Origin of the sequence: Flavimarina sp. Hel_I_48, from assembly GCF_000733945.1 — a bacterium.
Classification (GTDB): domain Bacteria; phylum Bacteroidota; class Bacteroidia; order Flavobacteriales; family Flavobacteriaceae; genus Leeuwenhoekiella.
In genome coordinates, this window is the sequence record NZ_JPOL01000002.1 from 1,135,856 (window position 1) to 1,160,136 (window position 24,281).

General features: G+C 39.8%; 27 protein-coding genes. 8 read left to right on the plus strand and 19 right to left on the minus strand.

Annotated elements, in window-relative coordinates; genetic code table 11:
* Positions 1–14: 14 nt before the first annotated feature.
* The 6 genes from P162_RS05130 to P162_RS05155 all read left to right on the plus strand — a co-directional run bounded on the left by P162_RS05130 (position 15) and on the right by P162_RS05155 (position 5,684).
* Complete coding sequence (locus P162_RS05130; RefSeq protein WP_031426164.1) at positions 15–1,526, plus strand: OmpP1/FadL family transporter; 1,512 nt, start codon at positions 15–17, stop codon at positions 1,524–1,526.
* Positions 1,527–1,677: 151 nt separating this feature from the next.
* Positions 1,678–2,364: a GTP cyclohydrolase I FolE gene (folE, locus tag P162_RS05135; protein WP_031426165.1), complete on the plus strand. Its 687-nt coding sequence runs from the start codon at positions 1,678–1,680 to the stop codon at positions 2,362–2,364.
* A gap of 51 nt (positions 2,365–2,415) precedes the next feature.
* Positions 2,416–3,906, plus strand: coding sequence for a cysteine--tRNA ligase (gene cysS, locus P162_RS05140; RefSeq protein WP_031426166.1), 1,491 nt, complete (start codon positions 2,416–2,418; stop codon positions 3,904–3,906).
* A complete protein-coding gene (gene yidD / locus P162_RS05145) occupies positions 3,903–4,142 on the plus strand; it encodes a membrane protein insertion efficiency factor YidD (protein WP_031426167.1) in 240 nt (79 codons plus the stop codon). The genes cysS and yidD overlap by 4 nt, the downstream gene beginning before the upstream one ends.
* A gap of 119 nt (positions 4,143–4,261) precedes the next feature.
* Positions 4,262–5,200 (plus strand): prolipoprotein diacylglyceryl transferase, encoded by a 939-nt coding sequence (lgt, locus tag P162_RS05150; RefSeq protein WP_031426168.1) that lies wholly within the window; start codon positions 4,262–4,264, stop codon positions 5,198–5,200.
* Between the two features lies 1 nt (position 5,201).
* Positions 5,202–5,684, plus strand: coding sequence for a DUF192 domain-containing protein (locus tag P162_RS05155; RefSeq protein ID WP_035916859.1), 483 nt, complete (start codon positions 5,202–5,204; stop codon positions 5,682–5,684).
* Positions 5,685–5,821: 137 nt separating this feature from the next.
* Here the strand turns inward: P162_RS05155 and P162_RS05160 are convergent, their stop codons facing one another.
* The 4 genes from P162_RS05160 to P162_RS05175 all read right to left on the minus strand — a co-directional run bounded on the left by P162_RS05160 (position 5,822) and on the right by P162_RS05175 (position 9,147).
* Positions 5,822–6,754: a peptidylprolyl isomerase gene (locus P162_RS05160; RefSeq protein ID WP_031426170.1), complete on the minus strand. Its 933-nt coding sequence runs from the start codon at positions 6,752–6,754 to the stop codon at positions 5,822–5,824.
* A gap of 108 nt (positions 6,755–6,862) precedes the next feature.
* On the minus strand, positions 6,863–7,582 hold the full coding sequence (locus tag P162_RS05165) for a diphthine--ammonia ligase (RefSeq protein WP_241077731.1): 720 nt from the start codon (positions 7,580–7,582) through the stop codon (positions 6,863–6,865).
* Positions 7,551–7,985, minus strand: coding sequence for a type II 3-dehydroquinate dehydratase (gene aroQ, locus P162_RS05170; RefSeq protein ID WP_031426172.1), 435 nt, complete (start codon positions 7,983–7,985; stop codon positions 7,551–7,553). The genes P162_RS05165 and aroQ overlap by 32 nt, the downstream gene beginning before the upstream one ends.
* A gap of 226 nt (positions 7,986–8,211) precedes the next feature.
* Entirely contained in the window at positions 8,212–9,147 is a 936-nt protein-coding gene (locus P162_RS05175) for a LamG-like jellyroll fold domain-containing protein (RefSeq protein WP_051907784.1), read from the minus strand.
* A gap of 273 nt (positions 9,148–9,420) precedes the next feature.
* On the opposite strand from P162_RS05175, the gene xerD reads away from it, so the two are divergent.
* The gene (gene xerD, locus P162_RS05180; protein ID WP_035916862.1) at positions 9,421–10,350 is read left to right on the plus strand and encodes a site-specific tyrosine recombinase XerD; all 930 of its coding nucleotides are present in this window, start codon (positions 9,421–9,423) and stop codon (positions 10,348–10,350) included.
* Here the strand turns inward: xerD and P162_RS05185 are convergent.
* From P162_RS05185 to P162_RS05200, 4 genes are all read right to left on the minus strand, one after another.
* Positions 10,347–10,805, minus strand: coding sequence for a VOC family protein (locus tag P162_RS05185; RefSeq protein WP_035916865.1), 459 nt, complete (start codon positions 10,803–10,805; stop codon positions 10,347–10,349). The genes xerD and P162_RS05185 overlap by 4 nt on opposite strands.
* Before the next feature lie 142 nt (positions 10,806–10,947).
* Positions 10,948–11,892: an NAD-dependent epimerase/dehydratase family protein gene (locus P162_RS05190; protein WP_031426176.1), complete on the minus strand. Its 945-nt coding sequence runs from the start codon at positions 11,890–11,892 to the stop codon at positions 10,948–10,950.
* 50 nt (positions 11,893–11,942) lie between these two features.
* Positions 11,943–12,524, minus strand: coding sequence for a phosphatase PAP2 family protein (locus tag P162_RS05195; RefSeq protein ID WP_031426177.1), 582 nt, complete (start codon positions 12,522–12,524; stop codon positions 11,943–11,945).
* Positions 12,524–12,754: a hypothetical protein gene (locus tag P162_RS05200; protein ID WP_031426178.1), complete on the minus strand. Its 231-nt coding sequence runs from the start codon at positions 12,752–12,754 to the stop codon at positions 12,524–12,526. The genes P162_RS05195 and P162_RS05200 overlap by 1 nt, the downstream gene beginning before the upstream one ends.
* A 296-nt stretch (positions 12,755–13,050) precedes the next feature.
* Here P162_RS05200 and P162_RS05205 point away from each other — a divergent pair, with 296 nt between their 5' ends.
* Entirely contained in the window at positions 13,051–14,490 is a 1,440-nt protein-coding gene (locus P162_RS05205) for a sodium:solute symporter (protein ID WP_031426179.1), read from the plus strand.
* On the opposite strand, the gene P162_RS05210 is transcribed toward P162_RS05205, so the two are convergent.
* The 11 genes from P162_RS05210 to P162_RS05255 all read right to left on the minus strand — a co-directional run bounded on the left by P162_RS05210 (position 14,467) and on the right by P162_RS05255 (position 24,281).
* Positions 14,467–14,826, minus strand: coding sequence for a CoA-binding protein (locus P162_RS05210; protein ID WP_031426180.1), 360 nt, complete (start codon positions 14,824–14,826; stop codon positions 14,467–14,469). The genes P162_RS05205 and P162_RS05210 overlap by 24 nt on opposite strands.
* Positions 14,827–14,952: 126 nt before the next feature.
* On the minus strand, positions 14,953–15,423 hold the full coding sequence (locus tag P162_RS17930; protein WP_262493908.1) for a glycosyl hydrolase family 28 protein: 471 nt from the start codon (positions 15,421–15,423) through the stop codon (positions 14,953–14,955).
* A gap of 17 nt (positions 15,424–15,440) precedes the next feature.
* A complete protein-coding gene (locus P162_RS17935) occupies positions 15,441–16,319 on the minus strand; it encodes a glycoside hydrolase family 28 protein (RefSeq protein ID WP_262493909.1) in 879 nt (292 codons plus the stop codon).
* The gene (locus tag P162_RS05220) at positions 16,309–16,653 is read right to left on the minus strand and encodes a cupin domain-containing protein (RefSeq protein WP_031426181.1); all 345 of its coding nucleotides are present in this window, start codon (positions 16,651–16,653) and stop codon (positions 16,309–16,311) included. The genes P162_RS17935 and P162_RS05220 overlap by 11 nt, the downstream gene beginning before the upstream one ends.
* A gap of 48 nt (positions 16,654–16,701) precedes the next feature.
* A complete protein-coding gene (gene pelA / locus P162_RS05225) occupies positions 16,702–17,805 on the minus strand; it encodes a pectate lyase (protein WP_035916867.1) in 1,104 nt (367 codons plus the stop codon).
* A 7-nt stretch (positions 17,806–17,812) separates the two neighbouring features.
* Positions 17,813–18,580: a rhamnogalacturonan acetylesterase gene (locus P162_RS05230; RefSeq protein ID WP_031426183.1), complete on the minus strand. Its 768-nt coding sequence runs from the start codon at positions 18,578–18,580 to the stop codon at positions 17,813–17,815.
* Between the two features lie 5 nt (positions 18,581–18,585).
* Positions 18,586–19,566: a pectinesterase family protein gene (locus P162_RS05235; RefSeq protein WP_031426184.1), complete on the minus strand. Its 981-nt coding sequence runs from the start codon at positions 19,564–19,566 to the stop codon at positions 18,586–18,588.
* 4 nt (positions 19,567–19,570) lie between these two features.
* Entirely contained in the window at positions 19,571–20,539 is a 969-nt protein-coding gene (locus P162_RS05240) for an alpha/beta hydrolase (RefSeq protein ID WP_241077732.1), read from the minus strand.
* A complete protein-coding gene (locus P162_RS05245; protein WP_035916869.1) occupies positions 20,539–21,381 on the minus strand; it encodes a rhamnogalacturonan acetylesterase in 843 nt (280 codons plus the stop codon). Before P162_RS05245 ends, P162_RS05240 begins: the two co-directional genes overlap by 1 nt.
* Positions 21,382–21,387: 6 nt before the next feature.
* Entirely contained in the window at positions 21,388–23,013 is a 1,626-nt protein-coding gene (locus tag P162_RS05250) for a glycoside hydrolase 43 family protein (RefSeq protein ID WP_031426187.1), read from the minus strand.
* Positions 23,014–23,021: 8 nt separating this feature from the next.
* On the minus strand, positions 23,022–24,281 hold the full coding sequence (locus P162_RS05255) for a glycoside hydrolase family 105 protein (RefSeq protein ID WP_031426188.1): 1,260 nt from the start codon (positions 24,279–24,281) through the stop codon (positions 23,022–23,024).

Consider the following 24,281-nt stretch of genomic DNA (forward strand, 5'->3'; position numbering starts at 1 on the left):
ACGACTGTTTTTCAATGAAAAAATCAATTTTCCTACTTTTAATCGCTTATTGCTTAACCCCTTTCACATCCAGTGCCCAGACTGTAGTGGATGCGGTACGTTATACACAACAGAATATAATAGGTACTGCTCGATATAATGGGGTTAGCGGAGCTTTTGGCGCTCTTGGCGGTGATCTTTCCGCACTTAACAATAACCCTGCAAGTTCTGCAATATTTACCGTAAGTTTTGCCAGTTTTACGGGCTCACTCAATGCCTACGACAATGATGGCTATTATTTTGACGGTATAAATAGCAGGGATGATAGTGCTATTAATTTTAATCAGTTGGGCGGTGTTTTTGTACTGAACAATTCCAGAATAGAATCCCCGTGGAAAAAATTAAGCTTTGCTGTAAATTATGACCGTATCCAGAATTTTGACGACAGCTATTTCGCTTCAGGAATTAGTAATTCTTCCATTTCAGATTATTTTCTGGGGAATGCACAGGGCTTTCGGCTAGCAGATTTAAGTGTACTTTCTGGTGAAACCAGCGATGATGCTTATTTTAACATAGGTCAGGACCTGGGATTTCAAGCTCAACAAGGATTTCTAGGATATCAGGCATTTATCATAGACCCCGTGGAAGATACTGACGATAATACCGCCTATGTTTCTAATATTGCGAATGGGAATTTTAGCCAGGAATATGACTATACTTCTACCGGTTATAATGGCAAGATCAATTTTAATGTAGCTACACAATATGGCGAACGTTTGTATTTAGGTCTTAACCTGAATTCTCATTTTATAGATTTTGAGAAGCAGACGGTATTTTTTGAAGACAACGATAATAACGGCAGCAGAATCAACAGTTTGAGGTTTGGCAATAACCTGGAAGCTTTGGGTAATGGTTTTAGTTTTCAATTGGGCGGTATTTATCAACTTGCCCAAAACTGGAGACTCGGCGCCAGCTATGACTCTCCTACATGGTTTACGATTGAAGAGAAAACCACCCAGAGTTTATTCAGCAACGGTGCTGATGGCTCCAATACGCTTTCCCCCAATGTTGTCAATGTTTTTGAACGTTATGATTTAAAAACACCCGCAAAAGCCAACGCAAGTATCGCTTATATTTTTGAAAATATCGGATTTCTTAGCTTTGACTATAGTTTTCAGGATTTTTCAAAAATTGAGTATAAAAGTAATGCTGTTTCAGACTTCAATGGTCAAAATCAAAACATTTCCAACCAGCTTTCAGGTGTTTCCACATATCGCTTAGGTGGCGAATATAGAGCAGATGCCTGGAGTTTCCGTGGAGGTTATCGCTTTGAAACAAGTCCTTATGAAGATGCATTCGCCCAGAGTGATATTACCGGTTTTTCTGTAGGTTTAGGATATTCTTTCGGCGCTGCGCGTTTGGACTTTGCATATTCAAGATCTTCCCAGGAAATAAACACCCGTTTTTATGAAGGTGATTTCACGAACACTGCCCTAATTGATAAAGCGAACAATACATTCATGACAACCCTTAGTTTCCAACTATAAATCCCCTAATCCTGCAAGTTTTAGGAATAGGGAACGATACTATTATAGTGCTACGCTCAACCTAATGCCTTAAGGATATTATAGACCTTGTTTATTAGCTTAAAACCTTACCTTTGCAGGCCTTAAAAGAATCAGATATTATTAAGTCACAATGAGTACATCCACAAATAAGCGGGCACTTGAAAAAGAAGATGCCCTAGGCGACAGCCATCAAGCAACGGCAGCGCAAACACCTATGCGTGAAGATGCTTTTATACAAAGCGATAGTGAAAAGATAGAGAGCATCAAGAAAAATGTGTCTGAAATAATGCACACGTTAGGCCTTGACCTTACTGATGATAGTCTTGCCGGAACGCCTAACAGGGTAGCAAAAATGTTTGTAAATGAAATTTTTGGCGGATTGAATCCGCAAAAAAAACCCAGGGCATCCACCTTTAATAATCCCTATCAATACGGGGAAATGCTGGTTGAAAAAAACATCACGCTTTATTCCACTTGTGAACATCATCTTTTGCCCATAGTGGGTCGCGCGCATGTTGCCTACATATCTAATGGAAGTGTTGTTGGCCTTTCTAAAATGAACCGCATCGTAGATTATTATGCAAAGCGCCCACAGGTACAGGAGCGTCTTACCATGCAAATAGTTCAGGAACTGCAACACATTCTCAATACAGATGATGTGGCCTGCGTCATAGATGCAAAACACCTTTGTGTGAACAGCCGTGGTATACGCGATATAGACAGCAGCACCGTAACCAGTGAATTTGGCGGTAAATTCAAGGAAGAAGCGCTGAGACGCGATTTTCTGGATTATATCAAACTGGATACGAGGTACTAAATCTTCTTCTAAAAAACTACATTTACAGCTTACCATCTAATTTTAGCGATTATGTCCCCTTTGTATCAAAAGCAGCAGTTAAGTATTTATAATTCGCTTTCTGGCACTAAAGAGGTTTTTAAACCTATTCTGGAAGGAAACATAGGCATGTATGTTTGCGGCCCTACCGTTTACAGCAACGTGCACCTGGGCAATGTGCGCACATTCATGTCTTTTGACATGGTTTTTCGCTATTTGAAACATCTGGGCTATAAAGTACGCTACGTACGCAATATTACAGACGCAGGCCATCTGGAAGATGACGCAGATCAGGGTGAGGACAAAATTGCAAAGAAAGCCCGTCTAGAGCAGATAGAACCTATGGAAGTGGTACAGCAATACACCATTGACTTCCACAATATCCTACAAAAATTCAACTGCCTGCCCCCCAGCATAGAGCCTACGGCCACAGGTCACATTATTGAACAGATAGAGATCGTCAAGGAAATTATTGAAAATGGTTTTGCCTACGAAAAAAATGGTTCAGTATATTTTGATGTCCTCAAATTCAACGAAAGTCACGAGTACGGTCGCCTAAGCGGTAGAAAGCTGGAAGATATGATCGCCAACACGCGAGAACTGGCAGCACAGAGTGAAAAAAAGAACCCGCAGGATTTTGCCCTTTGGAAAAAAGCCGAACCCCAGCATATCATGCGCTGGCCATCGCCATGGGGCGAAGGTTTCCCGGGGTGGCATCTGGAATGCACAACGATGAGTACCAAATATCTTGGCGAACAGTTTGACATTCACGGTGGCGGTATGGACCTTAAATTTCCGCATCATGAATGTGAGATCGCGCAAAGCGAAGCTTCCTGCGGAAAAAATCCTGTAAACTACTGGCTACACGCAAATATGCTTACTTTAAACGGTAAGAAAATGTCTAAAAGTACCGGGAATTACATCAACCCCGGGCAGATTTTTACAGGGGAAAACGAATTTTTGAGCAAAGGTTATGCACCAGGTGTCGCCCGCTTTTTTATAATGCAGGCACATTACCGCAGTGTCCTTGACTTTAGCGATGATGCTTTGCAGGCGAGTGAGAAAGGATTTTACCGACTCATGGAAGGGGTAAACCTTTTAAAGTCCATTACTGCGTCTTCAACGAGCAGTATTGATATTCAAAAATGGATAGCTAGTTGCTACGCTGCGATGAACGATGATTTTAATTCACCTATTCTTATCGCCCAGTTATTTGAGGCGGTCAAATACATTCATCAACTTAAAGAGGGCAAAGAAACCTTATCGAGCGACGATCTTGAAGCATTTATTAATACGATTCACGCTTTTGTTTTTGAAGTACTTGCATTAGAAGACAGCACGACAACGGCAGATGCGAATACAGATAAACTTTCCGGCGCACTTGATTTGCTTATTAAACTGCGCAACGAAGCGCGGGCAAATAAAGATTTTGCGACAAGTGATCAGATTCGGGATACCCTGCTTGATATGGGCATTCAGCTCAAAGATGGACGGGAAGGGACAACCTATACCATAGGTCAATGACCGGCAAGCAGCTCGCAACCGCTCCATTTATATTTTTAGTGCGCATATATCAACGTGCAATTTCACCCATTTTACCCTCTTCTTGCCGCTACCAGCCCACCTGTTCTCAATACACGGTAGAAGCGCTACAAAAACATGGCCTTTTAAAAGGAAGCTGGCTCTCCATAAAACGTATTGCCAGTTGCAATCCCTGGGGTGGTTCTGGTCCAGATCCCGTTCCACCAAAAAAAAAGTAGACTAGAAAGATAATTTATCACAAGATTTATGCTCCCCTTACCTACAGTTATTTTCATACCTAAAAACTTAAAATCGCGGGGTGCTTTTATATCTTTACGCTTTATTTTAAATACGACCTATGCACGCACTTAAGATGACATGGAACCCTTCTACGGGTTTTGACCTTGGTTTTATGACCATCCACTTTTACAGCCTTATGTTTGTTGTAGCTTTTATGCTGGGCTGGTTTCTTATGAAACGCATCTATAAGTATGAGAATGTTGATGAAGAAAAACTAGATCCCCTGTTTATTTATTCCGTATTGGCCATTTTGCTTGGCGCCAGGCTAGGTCATGTTTTCTTTTACCAGACGGAGTTGTTGTGGGAAGATCCCCTCTCGGTCCTTCTCCCTTTTCGGTTTGTACCAGAAATAGAATATACAGGTTTTCAAGGACTCGCCAGTCATGGCGCCGCCATTGGGATGATCATTGCGATGTACCTCTACAACAAGAAAATATTACATAAAAGTGCATTGTGGCTCCTGGATCGAGTAATCCTTCCGGTGTGTCTTGGCGGAATATTTGTACGTATCGGGAATTTTTTCAATTCAGAAATGGTGGGAAAAGTTACCGAAACCAGCAATATTGCCATAAAATTTGTACAAGATCAATACAATAAATATGAGGTGCAGCGCATTACGGGAATCAACAATCCCAGAAAAGCCTACCAGGCCCTTACCGATGACCCACAGTTTGCAAGTTATATTGATGCCATCCCCTACCGTTATCCTGGCCAACTCATGGAATCTGCCGGTTATATTATCGTTTTTGCCATCCTTATGGCGATTTACTGGAAAACAGATCTACGGAAAAAAGAAGGATTTATTTTTGGAACGTTCCTGGTTTTACTCTGGTCTGTACGTTTTATCGTGGAGTTCTTTAAACGCGCACAAGTGGAAGGCAGGGAGAACTGGATTTTTGATCTAAATACAGGTCAGATCCTTAGTATTCCATTTATTTTACTGGGTCTGTTCTTTATCTTCCGCGGTCTTAATCAAAAAGGTGAAAAAGTCTATTAATATGAAATACTTCTTTTTATTCCTCTTTGGCAGTGTGTTGCTCTCCTGCAATAATTCAAATGGGAACGCTTCCGAAGAACTCGTTACCGAAGAAATTACTTTTACTAAGGAGGGAACATTGCAGATCCATAAAGCTGACAGCACAACAATACCGCTGGATATCGAATTTGCTGAAACGGACTATGAAACCGCCACCGGACTCATGTACCGTGATGCGATAGAAGAAAACCAGGGCATGCTTTTCCTGTTCAGCTCGCCTTCCATACATACTTTTTACATGAAAAATACCGAGTTTCCGCTTGATATTATCTACATCACCGCAGATAAAAAGATAGCCACCATCGCCGCAGATGCAAAACCCTTCAATGAAGAAAGTCTTTCTTCTGAAGTTCCTGTTCAGTATGTATTAGAAGTAAACGGAGGTCTTGCTAAAACCTGGAACGTAAAAGTGGGCGACTCCATAAGCTGGGCGCGAAATAAATAAAAATGAGAGATTGAAGCTGAAAATCGCTTTACCAGATACATTAAGTATTAAGGATTGCAGACAGAACAAAACAGAAAAACCCGCTAAAACATCAAATAATTGACTGTTTTAGCGGGTTTTTTAATGCTTTATAAGCGTTATTTTATGCCCATTAATTCAACATCAAAGATCAATGTCGCATCTGGAGGTATCACTCCGCCTGCGCCACGGGAACCGTAACCCAAATCAGATGGTATTACAAAACGCGCCTTGTCGCCTATTTGCAACATGGCCACGCCTTCATCCCACCCAGAAATCACCTGGCCAGATCCCAGTTGAAAATCTATAGGTTCGTTTCTCTTATAAGAAGAGTCAAAAACGGTCCCATCAGCCAGTTGGCCTTTATAATGCACGGAAACGGTCTTTCCTTTTTCAGCTTTTTTACCATCACCTTTCTGGATGATCTTATAGCGCAAACCGCTATCTGTTTTATCAAAACCCGCAGCTATTTTATCAAGTGCAGCTTCAGATTTTTGTTTCTCTTCTGCAAGTCGCTTTTCGCGAGAACCTTCAAAAGTCCTAAAAGCTTCTACCGCGTTAAAGTTTTCGGCTTCATCTCCCTGACGGATGATTTCCACCTGATCCATTGTGTCGCCCTGCTTGATCGCATCAACAACATCCTGACCTTCTACCACTTTACCAAAAACGGTATGCTTGTTATCTAACCATGGCGTAGCACCGTGCGTGATGAAAAACTGGCTCCCATTTGTTCCCGGGCCTGCATTTGCCATGGATAAGGTACCCGCAGTATCATGCTTTAGCTCTGGATGAAACTCATCATCAAATTTGTAACCGGGACCGCCGCTACCGCTTCCTTGAGGATCTCCCCCCTGTACCATAAAATCTGGAATCACACGGTGAAATTTGAGTCCGTCGTAATATGGATTGCCCTGATCTTTTGCTTTATTTTCCAGGTTTCCCTCAGCGAGAGCCACAAAGTTACCAACTGTACCAGGAGTTTTTTTATAGGTGAGCTGTACCAGAATTTCGCCTTTTGGCGTATGAAATTTGGCATAAATACCGTCTTGCATGTCTAAGTTTTAAAAATGAGGTACAAAGGTAATATAATTGGCCTATTCAAGCCTAAAATTGGCCGTTTATAGGTTGTTTTCCAAAGAATTTAAGGCTTTTTTAAATATTCAAATAAGATCACAGAACCAGAAAATACTTTCCCAGGATTTATTTTTATCAGTAGAAGTACTCAAATCGCGCTTTATAATTTTTCCCAACTCAAATGAAACCGGTTTTTTGAAAATGGGACCATCATGAACAAAGGTGTGAAACTCCCCGTTCTCGCCGCAGGGATCAACACCTGCTGGCAAATTGTTTAGAAAATCCTGGTCGTACGCTCTACCGCAATATTCTTTGCCCAGTGCTTTATCACTAACCGCTACCGTTACCGCTTTGAAACCCAAAGCAATAATCTGTTTTGCGAGTTTTGAAGTATCCTTTTTCCAAAGTGGATATACACCCTGCAAACCTATATTCCGTAAAGTTTTCTCGCGATATTCCCGTAAATCCTCTAAAAATATATCTCCGTAAATAGTATGGGAATAACCAGCTTTTAAAAATTTGCGGAACTCTTGTGCAATGGTTTCGGTATAGGTTTCCATGGAAATATCTTCCGGAAGTACGATTTCTTTTAAGGGCAAACCTATAGCTTCAGCTTGTTTATGGAGCAGCGCTCTACGCAGGCCATGCATAGAAACGCGGTCTGCTTGCACATTTACGGTGGTCACAAGGGAATTTATTGCGTATTCTTCTTCAGAAAGAGCAATAAATAATGCCAGCGCACTGTCTTTACCACTGCTCCAGTTTAGAAAAGCTTTAGGCTTCAAGCAGAAAAGAATGGATGGCAAGCTCATAACTTTTTAGGCCGAAGCCCAAAATTACGCCTGCCGCATGTTTTGAAATATAAGAATGGTGCCGAAATTCCTCACGTGCAAAGACATTTGAAATATGCACCTCAATTACCGGAGTTTCTATAGCGGCAATCGCATCCCCTATGCCCACGGAAGTATGGGTATATGCCGCTGCATTCAATACAATACCGTCAAAAATGGGATCAGCTTGCTGTAGTTTTGTAATCAAATCCCCCTCGCAATTGGACTGAAAATAAGAAAGTTCAGTCTCTTTGAATTTAAACTGCAGGGCAGAAAAATAATCCTCAAAAGAGCGGTTACCGTACACATCTGGTTCACGTTTGCCCAGCATGTTGAGATTGGGACCGTTCATTATGAGTATTTTAAGTTCTTTTGCCATAAATGTGTTACACGTTAGAGGTTGAACGTTTCAGGTTTTTTGATCTGTGCAGTCAAGTATTCCTTAAACTTTCAAACTATTTAAAGTTTCAAATATAATTGAATTTCAGGCGTAAAAAAAACGGCATAGAATGCCGTTTTTTTCAATGATTTGGGGATTTTTCAGTAGAACCTTTTATATTTTCAATTAAATACTTAGCTCAACTTTCTATTAATTAAATAGTGCTTTATTCATTTTTCATGAATTTTATGGTATTTCCGGTATCAAGTGAGAAAAAATAAATTCCCTTATTTAAAGACTGTAAGTCCACTTCTTTATTCTTTACTATAGAACCGTTCATAACCTGCCTGCCCAAAAGATTATATATTTTATACTGCGCTGCTTTTTCCAATCCTGAAACCTGGATTGAATTTGTGGCTGGATTGGGGAATAAGTGCAATTCAATATTCTTATTAACAGTTGGGAGGCCCAGAACTTCTTTGGTTCCATAAAAAATACCGCTATTACTTCCTGTACAGCTTGCCACCTCATCAAGGTTGTCTAAAGGTTGCGTATTGTCAAATTTGTATTGCAAAACTAATTCAGTATTATCACAATCAACCTCGATATCCTTGTTTGCAGCTATCTCAATAGCACTTTTCTCAACATCCCAAATCCTAAAGTAATCTAGCGTTAAATCATTGTACTCACCCCAAAAATCTGAGGACCCCATACTAATATTGTCGTTAACGTTCGGTTTATACGTGCCGGCAATTTCTTTGCTGCCCACTAACTCTCCGTTTACATATAATTTAAACGATTCAGTAGCTACCTCATAACTTAGAGCTGCATGGTAAAATACATCTGCAACTAACTCTTCACCTGTAATGGTTGTATAAAGTCCAGAACCCATACCAGAATGGATTTTTCCATTTTGTATTTCAATAAAAAAACCATTGGACGGAGATCTGTGTTTTGAAACAATCGTACCCTTAGGTGTACTATTGAATTTAAATTTGACCTCTATCGTAAAATCGTGCGGAGCACTAAAATCATTTAATACTCCACTTCCGTTTTTAGGTACACTGACCTTATTATCTGTCCCATTTAAGGTGATTGTTTGTGCGTTGAGATTTAATAAGCATAGCGACAACAATAGTATTAACGTGTAGATTTTTTTCATTTTCTCGATTTTTGACTTGGGGTTTATCTTCAAACTAACATGAATTTCATAACAGTATATCCATAATTCTCACTTATCTGGAAAACAAATTTAATAAATTATTATGAATAATATGCACTTAATCTACAAAATATGTATTTTAACTTATTTATTCAAGTGGTTAGCTCTTTTTAGTAAGAATGAGTAATACGATGTAGGATCAAAATAGATGCTTTAATTTTTGGTTTGAACTTAATTCATCTTATTTTCACTTTAATTGAGTTAAAACTACCTATGAACTGGACGCAAGCGGTAAAAGAATATTTTAATTATCTAAAACTTGAGCGCGGCCTTGCCGAAAACAGTTTGGCCAATTACCATTTTGACCTGAAAAAACTGCAAAACTGGTTGCTTGAGGTAGATAGTAATGCAAAACCAATTACTATTGATCAGGAAACTGTACAGCAGTTCATTTATGAAATGGCTAAAAATCTAAATGCGCGCTCCCAGGCACGGCTTATTTCTGGCCTTAAAGGTTTTTTTGGGTATTTGTTAGATGAAGATTACCGTATGGATAACCCTATGGATCTCATAGAATCGCCAAAACTGGGCAGAAAACTTCCCGATACGCTTTCCACAGGGGAAATCGACCAACTTATTGCGACCGTTGACCTTAGCAAAAATGAAGGCTCACGCAATCAGGCGATCCTGGAAACTTTATATGGCTGCGGTCTGCGTGTTTCTGAATTGCTTGATCTTAAACTTTCAGATCTTTTTTTTGAGGAAGGTTTTATTCTGGTAACCGGGAAAGGAGACAAACAACGCTTTGTCCCCATTGCCCAGGACACGATAAAATATATCAATACGTACAGGGAAGAAACACGCGATGCACAGATAGCTAAACCGAAGTTCAAGGATACCTTATTTCTTAACCGGAGGGGATCCCGACTCACACGCGCCATGATATTCACCATCGTAAAAAACGCGGCCGCCTTTGCAGGAATACAGAAAAAAATAAGTCCGCATACCTTTAGGCATTCTTTTGCGACGCATTTATTGCAAAATGGGGCAGATTTACGTGCGATACAGCAGATGCTGGGACATGAAAGTATCACCACCACAGAAATCTATATGCATGTTGATAGAACGCATTTGAGAAAAGTAATGGATGAGTTTCATCCCAGAACGAATAAAAATCAATCCGCTAAAAAGACTAAAGCTTAATACGTAGCGTCGTTCACTTCAATCCAGTAACCATCTGGATCCTGTACATAAATTTGACGCACATTGTCAGGGCGTATGCTTATGGCTTTTTCGGTAGTGGGCCAGTTTGTGTACTTTACCCCTTTTTTTTCTAAGAATGCGATGTAAGCATCCAGGTCATTGATACTTAAAGAAAAATGTGTAGCCACATCATTTTGCACCATTTTGCGGTCTTCGCGTATCAAGTGAAGTTGGTAATTACCGCCAAGGGAGAACCATTTGCGATCTGGGCCGTCCAGTGGACTTTTCATCTCGTTAAGCAATAGCACATCACGATAAAAGTCGGCACTTTTTTGCATATCAGAGACTAAAAGGGACTCATGATCAAATTTTAACTTTAAAGAATCCTGAGCATGCTGGGCCTGTAAAAACTGAAGTTGGAAAGCGCAGAAGAGTATTGCTAATATATATTTCATTGTTGTTTATTTAGTATTCAATATCGGTATTATGTTGTTCAAGGTACGTATTAATCAGGATTAAAATATATCGAAAAAAGGGAAATAAACGAAGTGAAAATTGCCTGTTTTCAGTCAATTTTCGACTAAAATCAGCGTTTTATTAGTCTACAAATGCTTTCCGGTACCATGCTACCTGCTTTTTCAGCCCTTCTTTTAAAGTGGTGTTTGGGTTATAGTTCAGTAATTTTCGGGCTTTATCTATATTCGCTTTGGTAAACATCTGGTCACCCTGGCGTTTTGGGGTCGTATTTTTTCGTATTTGAGTATCCAATAGTTCTTCGACAATAGCGATCCCCTCACCTGTTGTATGTTCGTTCTCGCTGCCCATATTGATGATCTGGCCATCTACCTTCTCCTCATTACCTATAACACTAACCACGCCATCTATGATATCGCCCACATAAGTAAAGCTGCGCACATGTTCTTCGCTACCTTTAAAAAGTGGAAACTCCTGATTGAAAAAACCGCAACCTATGAGTTTAGTATATAATTTCTCTGGTCGCTCTCTGGGACCATAAACCGAAAATAACCTCAGTGAACAGGTTTTTATTCTTTTTTCCCTTGATTTTGACAAGACAAGTTGTTCCCCGGCAAGTTTAGTCACTCCATAAAAAGATGCCGGCGCCGGTGCGGATTCTTCGCTAAGCGTGGCGTGCAAACCGTATATGGAGGATGTGGAAATATTTATAAAAAGCTTTAACTGTGTGCAGGTAAGTGCAAAATCAATAAGGTTTTTTGTCGCTACGAGATTGTTCCAGAGGTAATCCTCAAAACTTGATGTAGCGGCAATGCCCGGTTGACCGGCAAAGTGAAAGATATAATCAAAATCATCCTTTAGTTTACTAAAATCCCCTGGTTCCCGAAGATCAATACGGGTAATTGGGATGCCTGCATCTTTCAGGTCTTTGGCATTTTTATGTTTAAGGTTCTGATCGTAATAGGGTGAGAAGTTATCTGCACCCACAACTTCATGTCCCATGTGATGCAAACGTTCTGCGCAGTGCGAACCTATAAATCCGGCAGCACCGGTTACTAAAATTTTCATTCGAATGTATTTTTAAATCTCACTTCTCAAAGCAAGCCTTTTCTTCTTCCTTATTTTGTAAAAGTAGTGTTCAGTTTTAACTTGGCAGTAGCAAAACCAAAAAGCCGATAAAAAAGATATCCTATCAAACCTCCTATAACAATACCCGTGAGTACATCACCGGGATAATGTACGCCCACATAAATCCTACTATACCCAATTATAAAGGCCCAGATAATCAACACAGGCAGCAAAAAACGCAACTTTTTACGCAATACCGATCCCAAAAAAATAGCAAGACTCATAGAACTCGCGGCATGTGCTGAGAAATAACCAAAACTGCCGCAGCGGCCAGCGATAAAACGTGCGCGGTCAACAAGCAATTCTGCCCGGCAGGGGCGCAACCGTTCAAAACCGTGTTTAAAAAGATTTGCAAGTTGATCTGTACAGGTTATCAATAAAGCAACGAACAGCAGAACGAGTCCGGTTTTTTTTAAACCCAGGTTTTTGTAGACCAGGATAAGCAGCACAATATAAATAGGAATAGAATTCCATTTATAGGTTATCCCAAGCCACAGCCCGTCCCACCTTACGCTACCCAGGTTATTCAGGTATATGAATAATTCGGTATCAAGTTGTTGTAGGGTTTCCATTACTCCGTATCATAACGGGCAACTTCCCGGTCATAGAAGTCGGTCGCTTCTTTGATAAGGGATTCCACCTCTTCGGCAAGGTCTTTTTCATCATCGGCATCAAAATCTTCGAGCCATTCTACTTCGTCGTTCTGCAGGTTGATGATGAACCGTGGATATTCTGTATGTACCACAAAAATAGCATCAGAATAATCAGTGTTGTCACCAAGCAAAAATTTAGGAAATTCCATAGTTAGAGAATCAGCGCCTCACAGAAGCAGTGCAACTTAACCATGCACATGCAAGAGGCAAGAATTATATATGTTTAAAACAGCACCTCAACATGATCATGAGGGCATACATTAATCCCATTACCGGAATTAAGTAGAGGTAAAGATAAATGGAATGTGCTAAAAATACTATAGATGCAGCTAAATATGCCAAAACAGATGTTTTTTGGCTATTCAGTACTATTTTTTACTCGTGAATTACTATGATTCAAGCAATATCTTTTACATATCTTCGTGCATTATTTTTAAACTGAACTATGCAAGCGTCCCTGATCCTATCTCTAATAGCTGCCTATTTTGGCGTTCTCGTACTCATTTCGTTCCTTACTGGAGGAAAAGGAAGCAATGCAGATTTCTTTAAGGCCGGGAAAGAATCGCCATGGTACCTTGTGGCCTTTGGGATGATAGGTGCTTCCTTGTCTGGTGTAACCTTTATCTCAGTACCGGGATGGGTAGAAGCCTCAAAATTTAGTTATTTTCAAGTGATACTGGGCTATACGGTAGGTTACGCAGTAATAGGGCTGGTGCTCCTTCCACTTTATTACAGGCTCAACCTCACCTCAATTTATACGTATCTCGAGGGCCGTTTTGGAACCTACGCCTATAAAACCGGAGCTTCCTTTTTTCTGCTCAGCAGGGCCATAGGTTCCAGTTTTAGGCTTTATCTGGTGGCAAATGTGCTCCAATTGCTTGTTTTTGACAGTATGGGAATACCCTTTTGGGTTACGGTAACGCTTACTATTCTTTTGATCTGGTTGTACACATTTAGGGCGGGGATCAAAACCATTGTATGGACTGATACGCTACAGACGCTCTTTATGCTTGTTGCCGTAGGCGTTGCGATATATTATATCTCCAGTGATCTGGGATTGAACGCCGGTAACTTCTTTAATTTTCTGGCCGAAAGCGACCTTTCTAAAATGTTTTTCTTTGAAGACTGGAAGAGCAGCGACTTCTTTTTCAAACAGTTTCTTTCAGGGGCATTTATAGCTATTGTAATGACGGGTCTGGATCAGGATATGATGCAGAAAAACCTAACCTGCCGTACGCTGGGTGATGCGCAAAAAAACGTATTCTGGTTTACTATCGTACTCAGTGTAGTGAACTTTGTCTTCCTGGCACTTGGCCTCCTACTTACCGTTTATGCAGAAAAACACGGGATTTCTGCGAGCAAAGATGATCTTTTCCCATTTATCGCCACAAAGGCAAACTTAGGGATTGCCATAGGAACCTGCTTTATACTGGGCCTTATAGCAGCAGCGTACTCCAGTGCAGACAGTGCGCTGACCGCATTGACAACTTCCTTTAGTATTGATATACTTGAAATAGAGAAAAAATACGACGAAAAAAAGCAGGTACGCATGCGCAAGATTATTCATATGCTCGTATCCCTTGTTCTCGTACTTATTATAATTATTTTCAAATATGTCATTGCAAACGAGAGTGTGATCGCCCGTCTCTTTGTATTTGCGGGTTATACCTATGGACCTTTATTGGGTCTTTACGCTTTTGGTCTTTTCAGTAAATGGCAGGTAAAGGACAAATTTATTCCGGTGGTAGCTATTGCATCACCGGTGCTGGCCTTTATGATAAGTAGTCTATGCGAAACCTTTCTAAATTTTGAGTTCGGTTTTTTTATACTTATCCTCAATGGGGCACTTACTTATCTGGGACTAGTATTGCTTAGACGCAAGTAAGACTAAAGTACAGGCCGGATCTGCGATAATTCCGTTTTTCTCTAAAATAGTGTAGAATTCAGGATTTTCAGTTCCTGGATTAAAGATGATACGGGAAGGTTTTAAGCTCAGTAGGTAATCGTAGTATTCTGGTTGACGTTTCGCATTTATATACATCGTAACGGTATGCACCTCTTCAAAAGCCGGTTTTCCTATCTGAATTTCAATTCCTGATACTTCACCAGAACGCAGACCAATGGCACAAACCGGTTGCTTGTGTTCTACCAATCTTTTGATCGCAATGTTAGAATAGCGTGATACATTTGTAGATGCACCCAGCACCAAAGTCTTTTTCATATTAAAATTTTATAATATAACAATTGCTAACTAATAGATAACCTGTTGGTTTTGAATGGTAAAGCAATCCTGGATTTATTCCGTAAAAGTAAATTTTGCATACCGGCAACTTACAAATCATATCCATTAATGCGCTTTTTTACCCACTGCTGTAGGTATGCCAGCCTCCTTACCAATAACTACATTATCAAAAATAACATTTTCTGTATTGGTTATTGACAGCCCATTGTAAGCTTTAGCTATATTAATATTTTTCAATAGTACATTTTTTACCTTACTTTCAGAAAATCCCTGTATAACGATTCCGGTTCCGGTCGCTTCTTTGCATGTTACCTTATCTATTAAAATATTGGAAACATTAGAGTTGAACCCTGAACCTTCGCCATGATAATTTGAAGTAATGTAAAAGGCATCCTCGACTTTGCCCAACGCCAAATTGCTTATATAAATATCCTTTATATACCCCCCACGATCTGGATTAGTCTTGAAGTATATACCGCGTTTAAGATAACCATGCGCCTTGTTGTTTTGAACAAATACATTGCGTACACCGGCACTCATCTCACTACCTATAACAAAGGCATGAAGACCTTTCATAAAGCAGTTGCGTACAATTATATTCTCTGAAGGTGTTTTTTATTTAACCATCCCTCATGATCCCGTCCTGCTTTTATGGCTATATTATCATCACTATTGTCAAAAGTCACATTCTCAATAAGTACATCGCTGGTATACTCCAGATCTATACCATCGTTATTGCTGTTATGTGAATCATACGACAGTCCGCGCAATGTGGCACCTTTACATTTTAATAAGTGCAAGCACCAAAAAGGGGCATTTTTTATGTGGATACCTTCAATTAAAATAGTTGAAGAATTTACTAATTGAATTAATTGAGGCCGTAGAAAATTATTTTCACCAAATTTTCGGTCTTCCACAGGAATACTACCATGATTCATTTCCCTGCTTTTTTGCTTTGCGGGTCCTTCCTTTTCTTTCCAACCTTCCCAAAATTGGTCCCCAGAGCCATTTAGTGTTCCACTGCCTGTAATTGCAACGTTCTGTAAATCCTTGCCATAAATTAACGGACTGTAATTATAGAGCATCGTTCCTTCCCAGGACGTGAGCACGAGTGGGTAATCATCTGGATTAGTACCAAAAGTGAGCATGCAACCCTCCTCTAAATGTAGGTTCATGTTACTGATCAGATGCAAAGGGCCATTTACAATATATTCCCCTTTCGGGACATTCAATGTACCACCACCTTTTTTCTTTAAGTCTTGGATTGCTTTGTCAAAAGCACGTTTACTTTCCCTACCCGTATTCGGTCTTGCGCCAAAATCAATTACGGAAATACTATACTCCGGCGTTTCGGGTACTTGAATCCGCTCTATAATTTTAGCTATGTATGTGCTCTGCTCTTCAGTAGAAAGCTGTGCCAGGCAGATAAAGGGAAGAAAACAGCAAATGAAAAAACAACATTTAATTTTCATTCAAAAAGTCTTTTCTTTTCGGATTAAAAACATCAATCAAAACACCAGCTTCCAGACATTCAGCACCGTGGCTCAAATCTGGAGATACAAAAAATCCATCCCCTGCTTCTAAAATTTCATTTTTTCCATCTATGGTGATCTTAAATCTGCCCGAAGCCACATAAGATCCTTGTGTATGTACGTGATTATGCACAGTGCCAATGGCACCTTTTTCAAATTTTACCTTAACCGCCATCAACTGATCATTATACCCTATGAATTTTCGGGTAATTCCCTCTGCGGCGTATTCCCATTCACTCTCCGAATCTTTAAAAAATGCTTTGTTATCTATCATTCGTATTTTATTGAATTATTCTGATTTAAAATTATCCGGAAATTGGTATTAGTTGGTCGTCAGGTGTTTTCTTTTCCAATTGGGATAATCCTTTTCCAAAAGCTTTTCAGCATAATTGGATAAATAACTATATCCCACCCTGCGCTCATGTTCGATCTCACTTAATTCGTTTTTAACGATGCCATCACGACCTACAAACATAGGCCTGTTTGTACCTATTTCATTAAATCTTGCCCATAAAGCATTCCCGGTGGTATCGTCAACCACAATGCGATCCCTGCCTTCTGGTAATGAAGTATCCTCAATCCACATTACTTTTTTCCCGGTGATCTTATTTTCCTGAAACCATAGCACTGCGCTTTGTATCGCCATCTTTACTTCTGCATTGGGGTGGGGCAACTGCATTAAATACCTAACGATCCCCACACTTTCTGAACCGCTTAAAGAAGGGAGCTCGTAGGCTCTGGCTTTCGCCGGACTTAAATATTCCCTGTCATATTGCGCGCACCACACGGTAAGTTTACCGTCAATTCTTATTTGGGTTTTTAAAAGGATCTCGAGTCCCTTTTCAATGGCAAGTTGCGCTTTTTCCCTGCGCTCTTTTGTTACAAAACCGTAGGGAAGGTCACCTTCTGCAATTGCTTTTAACAAAAACATCACGCTTATCATGGCGTTGTCATTATAGGTTATATGCTCGTAATACCCTTCTTTTTTAGGATAAAACTGTGGCCATCCCCCGTTAGGATATTGGGCGGCAAGAAGATAATCGAGACCTTTAAAAAATGCATTTTGATATACTGGATCTGCCTGAATAGCATTTACCTTAGCAAGGAACATCATCTGGGTATGTGTGGCGCCATTATCAATTGTTGTACCGGCATCTAGCTTTTTTTCTTCAGTTAAATTCTTTACTTCAGCATCTGAAAGCTGCTTTGCCATCTTGATGTTTTTAAGCCATCCACCATTATTGTGCTGATAAAGTACTACGTTATCAGCAATGGATTTTGCCTCTTGCGAACCATACCATTCTTTATTTTGATGTTGCGCTTCTCTCCAGCTAGGTCTATTTTTTTGCCCAAACATCGTAAAATTGACGAAAATCAGTATCAAAATGGGCTTAAAAAACAGTTTTTCGAGTAATAATGCTCGCATATACGATCTATTTTAAAATGTTCTCCTGAAGCACTTTATCCTTGATAAAGGAAGCCAGCGGCAACTTATCCCTTGCAATTTGCTGCAATGCTAAACTCGCTACTAATCTTGCCCCCATGGCTGACAAATGTGTGTTGTCTTCTTTACCCTCAGGATAGTAAGAATCTTCACCCGGTTTATAGTGTAAGTGAAGTTTTTCTGATGCAATGGGACCATATTGCACTTCGAGCTGTTCTGTAAGCCATTGCATATCAATAAAGGGTACATCCAGATCGTTGGCGACCATTCTAACAGTTAGTGGATAGATGCCATGCGTGTCTTCAAGAACACCGGCCGAATTAAAATTCCTTCGTACAATGGAACTCATCAAAATAGGTGTTGCCCCGTGATCACGCGCCTCTTTTACAAATTTTTCTAAGTTGTATCTATATTCCGTTAACGGATTTGTAAACCGAGTGGAATCCTCAAATTTCTGATCATTATGACCAAACTGAATAATCAAAAAATCACCCTTTTTCAGCTTGTTTTTAATCGTTTTCCACCGGTTTTCGGCAATAAAACTCTTACTGCTCCTACCATTTACCGCGTGATTTTCAATATAAATTTCATCACTCATCAACTCAGGCAACATCTGCCCCCAGCCATGTTCCGGGTTTATTTCGGGATTTTTTTTATCAGACATTGTAGAATCGCCAATCAGGTACAAAGTTGGTTTTTCTTGTCCCATCAGCATAATACTAAAAAATAAAAGACTTCCTAAAATTATGGATTTCATAGTTATCATTTTGGATTCCAGGGATCACTTTCCGCAGAAAATATACTGTTTACGGTATATTTTTCAATTTCCGTTTCAGTGAGTTGATGAGACCACTTAACCCGTTTTTTTGGCGATGCGCCGGCTCCTTTGCTGTTGTATTCAGCATAATACGTAGTCTTTTCTTTTTCGGGAAACATTTTATCGCCTGTCCATGGATCCCATCCATCAGCAACAATATGGTTGCCCAGCGTACTGTTTATGAATACGGTTTGTGCGTAAGGTCGCCATGGTCTTCCCAGATAAACATGATCAACATTGTCTGCGGCTATCAATTCAGCATTAAAAAACACATATCCAAATTCCTGATTTTCTGGAGTTGCAGCAGCGGTAACATACGAATTGGCCAAGCTTTTTATGGTGCAATCCTCAAAAACAACCGTGGCTTCGCCAAAAATGAAATCCGTCGTGCCTTCTATATAACAGCTTTTATAGTACTGCCTACTTCCCTCCGTGGCAGTATATAAAGTGTCCTGACAGCCCAATAATCGGCAGTTTTCGGCAATAAATCGGTCGCCTTCCACATGAAGGGCCACCGCCTGGCCTTTATCGCACCAGGTGTTTTGTATGGTCAGGTTTTCTAAATGAATATCATCTCCCTGGATCAATAGCGTAAAAGAAGTGAACGTACTGAGTTCTTTTTTTGTGACCGGGTCGATCATTCCAGAATAATCGCTGTTTTGAATAATGGTTTTCTCATTGTCCTCACCTATCAACGTAAGCTGGTGCTTCCAGGACGGAATCTCGATTTTCTCCTTATAAATACCGTTTTTGATGAAAATTTCGACTTCTCCCGGTCCTAAATCCCGTGTAGAATTGATCGCTTCCTGAATGCTCGCGAAATCGCCATTCCCGTCCTGGGAAACGATCAATTTCAAATAAGGCTTCTGAGCATTTACCGAAAAGGAAAGGAGGATTATTGACAGTAAGAGGAGTATATTTTTCATTTTACTATTTTTCTGAATTCTTAAAAACCTTATCTAAAAAAGATACCGTATACTCAAGGGTTGTTTCAAACCAGGGATGCAACAACCAGAAGGAATGTGGTGAATCTTCAAGCGTGTGCACTTCGGAATAGATTCCATTTTCATTTAAAATCTTAACCATATCGTCCCGCCCGGCATGAAATCTGGGCTGCGCACTATTAATAAACAAAGTGGGCGGAGTTTCATTGTTTACATATTCTAAAGGTGAAGCTTCTTTCCAGTTTTTAGGATTTATATCTCGATTTCCGTCTAGCCAGAAACCAGCCATCTCACCTTCCGCACTGGCTTCCGGATGAATAAATGACACGATCCCATCTATATTTACAATCGCCTGTACTGCTGATGTAATCGTTTTATTTTTTTCATTATATAATTTTGAATCTGCAGTTACCCCAATCAAAGTTGCTAATTGTGCGCCTGCGGAAGTCCCTAAAATGGCAATCTTGTTTGGATTCAATTTATAGGTTTCGGCATTTTTTCGCATCCAGCGTAAAGCATCTTTTAAGTCGATTACCGCTGCCGGATATTTTGTTTCCAGACTTAATCTATAAGAAGCTGCTACCGCTACAAACCCATAATCGGCCAAATGTTGTGCCATGATGCGCTGATTTTCCTTACTGCCGGAGATCCATCCACCTCCATGAACGAGTAAGACTGCCGGACGCTTTTTCTCTGTTTTGACCGAAGGATAATACACATCTAACTTTAATACTGAAGTTTCCGTTTCTTTATATGCAATATCTTCTACCGCTAAAAAACTATCAGAGGTCAAAGGATTGATAGGTTTGATAAACGGATAGTCTTTTTTAAGTTTCTCTACTGTTGTCGCGATGGTATAGGGGCGCACTTCCACTTTTTCCTGAGCAAACGAGCTAATCCCTATCATCAAAATTGCAAGTATAACAATGATGTTTTTAATGCTTTTTTTATACATTATTTTACTCTAATTTTCTTTAATTCGTTAAAGACCAATTGTGCAACTGCTTCTGCACCTTCTGGCTGAAAATGAGTGTTATCATCCTGACCGTCAGGATAGGCTTCATATTTACCCGCAGGTAGATTCATAAAGTAATTTTTAGTTATAAAATCTTTGCCTTTTTTTGAAAAATAATCCATAGAAAGCTGATTTAGATCTATCAATTCTACCTTCATTTCTTCAGCAATATCTTTTGGCGCCTGATCATATTCTCCATGTACATTTTGTAGATGTCCATCTTCCCATGGGTAATTTCTAGCTACCGGGGTTAAGATAATGGGCATAGCTCCCTTTTCTCGAGACTGATTTACAAAAAGTCTTAAAAATTCTTTATAACCTTCAATATCTACATAGCGTTCGGTTTTGTCTTTGGCAGCATCATTATGACCAAATTGCATAATTACTATATCGTTTTCTTTTAAATCTTCAAAAACTCCACGCCATCTTCCTTCTTGAAAAAAGGTACGCGTACTTCTTCCTCCACGAGCACGATCATCTACAATAATAGAATCGGTCTGAATGATTTTCTTTACTTCAGCTAAACTATCTTCTACAAAAAACTGCTGAAAAACTTGTCCCCAGCCGGTCACTGGATACCGTGTTGCCATATAATCTTTCCCAGGTTCGTAATCATCGGCATAATTTGCCATGGTAGAGTCTCCAATTAAAAATATAGTTTGAGCGGTTTGTTGAGAAGTTTCCTCTGTTGATTCTTTAGAAGATTCCTCCTTTTTTTCTGCACAACTTTGAACTAAAAAAACTGCAGAAACAACAATTATAATTTTTTTAAACTGATTCATTTTATTTTATTTCGTGATTCTAAAATAGTCAACATCAGCATACCCTCCTCTTTTGGCACTTGCCGGACTAGTACTGAAAAGACCTACTTTAGCTCCAATCCATTTTCCTACCCGCGCTTGAAAAGGATCTCCTATTTTTTTATATTTTTTTCCGTTTTCGCTATATAAAAACTGACACCTGGCATCTGGACCAGAAACTTTAAGTTTTACATATACTGTATTGGATGTTAACTTTTTCTCTTCCAAGACTTTTTCTTTGGAACCCTTATCGGCATTTATTGCTTCGGTTTGTTGCAAATAAAATGCTCCATCTCTTTCTGTGATTGTTAATGTAAAGTAGTCTCTACCCATTACCACAAAACCTGCTTTACGTTGCATCTCTGCATCTTCCAGAATCAACGTAATTTTAGAACTTGCCGTAAATTCTGGTGCGGGGAATTTTTGAAGTAATAAGTTGGGGACATCCCATAAATTTTTAGCACCGTTAGGCTGCGCTATACAGAATAATCTTAAGTAATCATTACCTGGTAGTTTTGCGTGCCATAACACGTTTGGATTGGCATTCCATTGCCATTGAATCCCTAGACTATCGCTGGTAAATTCATCAGTTTCCTTGGGAGTGACTTTCGCAAAAGATTTTCCTACATTAGGTTTTTTATGCTGAAGAACTGGCTCCCCAATTCCGTTGCCATCTTGATCTTGACCCATTACCGGCCAGTCATTTTCCCAACGCATTGGTTGTAAATGCACAATTCTTCCGTAAGCATCTTTATCCTGAAAATGGTAAAACCAATCTTCTCCGTTTGGAGTTTCTACCCACGCGCCCTGATGTGGCCCATTAATTTCAGTTTTTCCTTGTTCTAAAGCAATTTTTTCTTCATAAGGACCGTAAATATTTTTTGATCGAAGTATCAATTGCCAACCGTTTGAAACCCCGCCAGCGGGAGCAAAAATATAATAATAGCCGTTTCTCTTATAAAACTTAGAACCTTCTACCGTGTCATGATCTTCGTGACCATCAAAAACATGTCTTCCTTCATCCAAAACTTTAGTTCCGTCGGGCGAGATTTTGTGAACGGTCAATAAACTTTTCACACCGGCACGACTTCCTGCCCAGGCGTGAACTAAATACGCTTTACCATCGTCGTCCCAAAGCGGACAGGGATCGATAGCGCCTTTGGCTTCCATGACCAGTACTGGTTCTGACCATTCGCCGGCAGGATTATCGGTTTTTACCATATAAATCCCAAAATCTGGATCTCCCCAATAAATATAAAATTCGTTATTGTGATATCTAATTGCTGGTGCCCAAACGCCATTACCGTGTTGCGGGGTATTAAAATGTTCTAACGGAATTTGTTTGGGGAGGGCATAATTAATGAGCTTCCAATTCAACATATCTTTAGAATGCAGAATAGGTAAACCTGGTGCTGCGTTAAAGCTAGAGGCCGTCATATAATAATCGTCTCCTGATCTAGTTACATCTGGATCTGAATAATCTGCGTGTAAAATAGGATTGGTATAGGTGCCATCCCCTTGATCGGCTACCCAAACTTCAGACACATAATTTTCCTGATTCTGGGCAAAAGCGAAATTTATGACCATTAAAAATAAACACAGTCTACCCTTCATAAATTTTATTATCTGTTCAATTCAAGACTTGCCATAATAAATGGTCCGGTTCCCTTGGGATCGTTAGAGCGAATCTCTTCATTTATATAATATTCATAGCTGGCATCACGATAAGGATCACCTCCCAGACCAGCAACTGCACAACACTGTGTGAGATTTACAGTGCCATCGTCTTCAACTTTGATAAGATTGTCAATAAGTCCATCGTAAGCTTTCTGAGCTACATCTTTGTATTTCTTATCTAAATATCCTTTATTGGCACCTTTTGCAAAAGCATAGGCAAACATAGACGACCCGGTAGCTTCAAGATAATTACCATCGCGGTCTCCCTGATCAAGGACTTGATACCACAGACCCGTTTCCTCATCCTGAACCTTTGTTACCGCTTCTGCATATTGATTTAAGTATTCAATCAACTTATCACGCCCAGAATGCTCTTTAGGCAAATAGTCAAGCACGTCTACGATTGCCATACCATACCAACCCATGGCCCGTGACCAGAAATTAGGGGAAGTCCCAGTTTCCTTATCTGCCCATTTTTGTTCTTTACTTGAATCCCAGCCGTGATAGAGCAAACCTGTTTTAGCATCTAAGGTATGCTCCTGAATTAAATCAAATTGATGCACAATATCATCGTAAGCTTTTCTTGCCGTATCTTCCTCATCAAACATTTTGGTATAGTGTGCATAAAAAGGTTCAGCCATATAAAGTCCATCAAGCCACATTTGCTGTGTGTAGCGTTCTTTGTGCCAGAAACCCCCATCAGCTGTGCGTGGTTGAGACTCCAGCTGACTTCTTAACGCTTTTAGCGCTGTTAGAAAACGTTCCTCCTTGGTTTTTGGGTATAGGTACAACAAAACATCACCAGATTTTATCATATCAAGGTTTTGCTTCTTTAAATCATACGTCCTTATGTCGCCCTCACTTGTGATCATAGTATCTGCATACGCATAGATGTAATCATAATACTCCTGCTTATTAGTCTGCTCATAAACGCGTTTTGCGGCAGTAAGTACCAGTCCATTAGTATAACTCCAACGTGGGGCGTCTGTAAAATCCAGTTTTGAAGCTTCGGGGAAACGCTTGATTTCTGAAAGCATCATACGCTCAGACCATTTCAAATTTTCAGAAATGGCCACTTCTTGTTTTTCCTCTACACTTTCAGCCTTATTATTCGAATTTTCAGCATTTTTACATGCATTTATGGTCAAAAAAACCATAAAAACTGCACCAAACTTTATCAAAAACTTTCCGTTTTTATAGTTCAT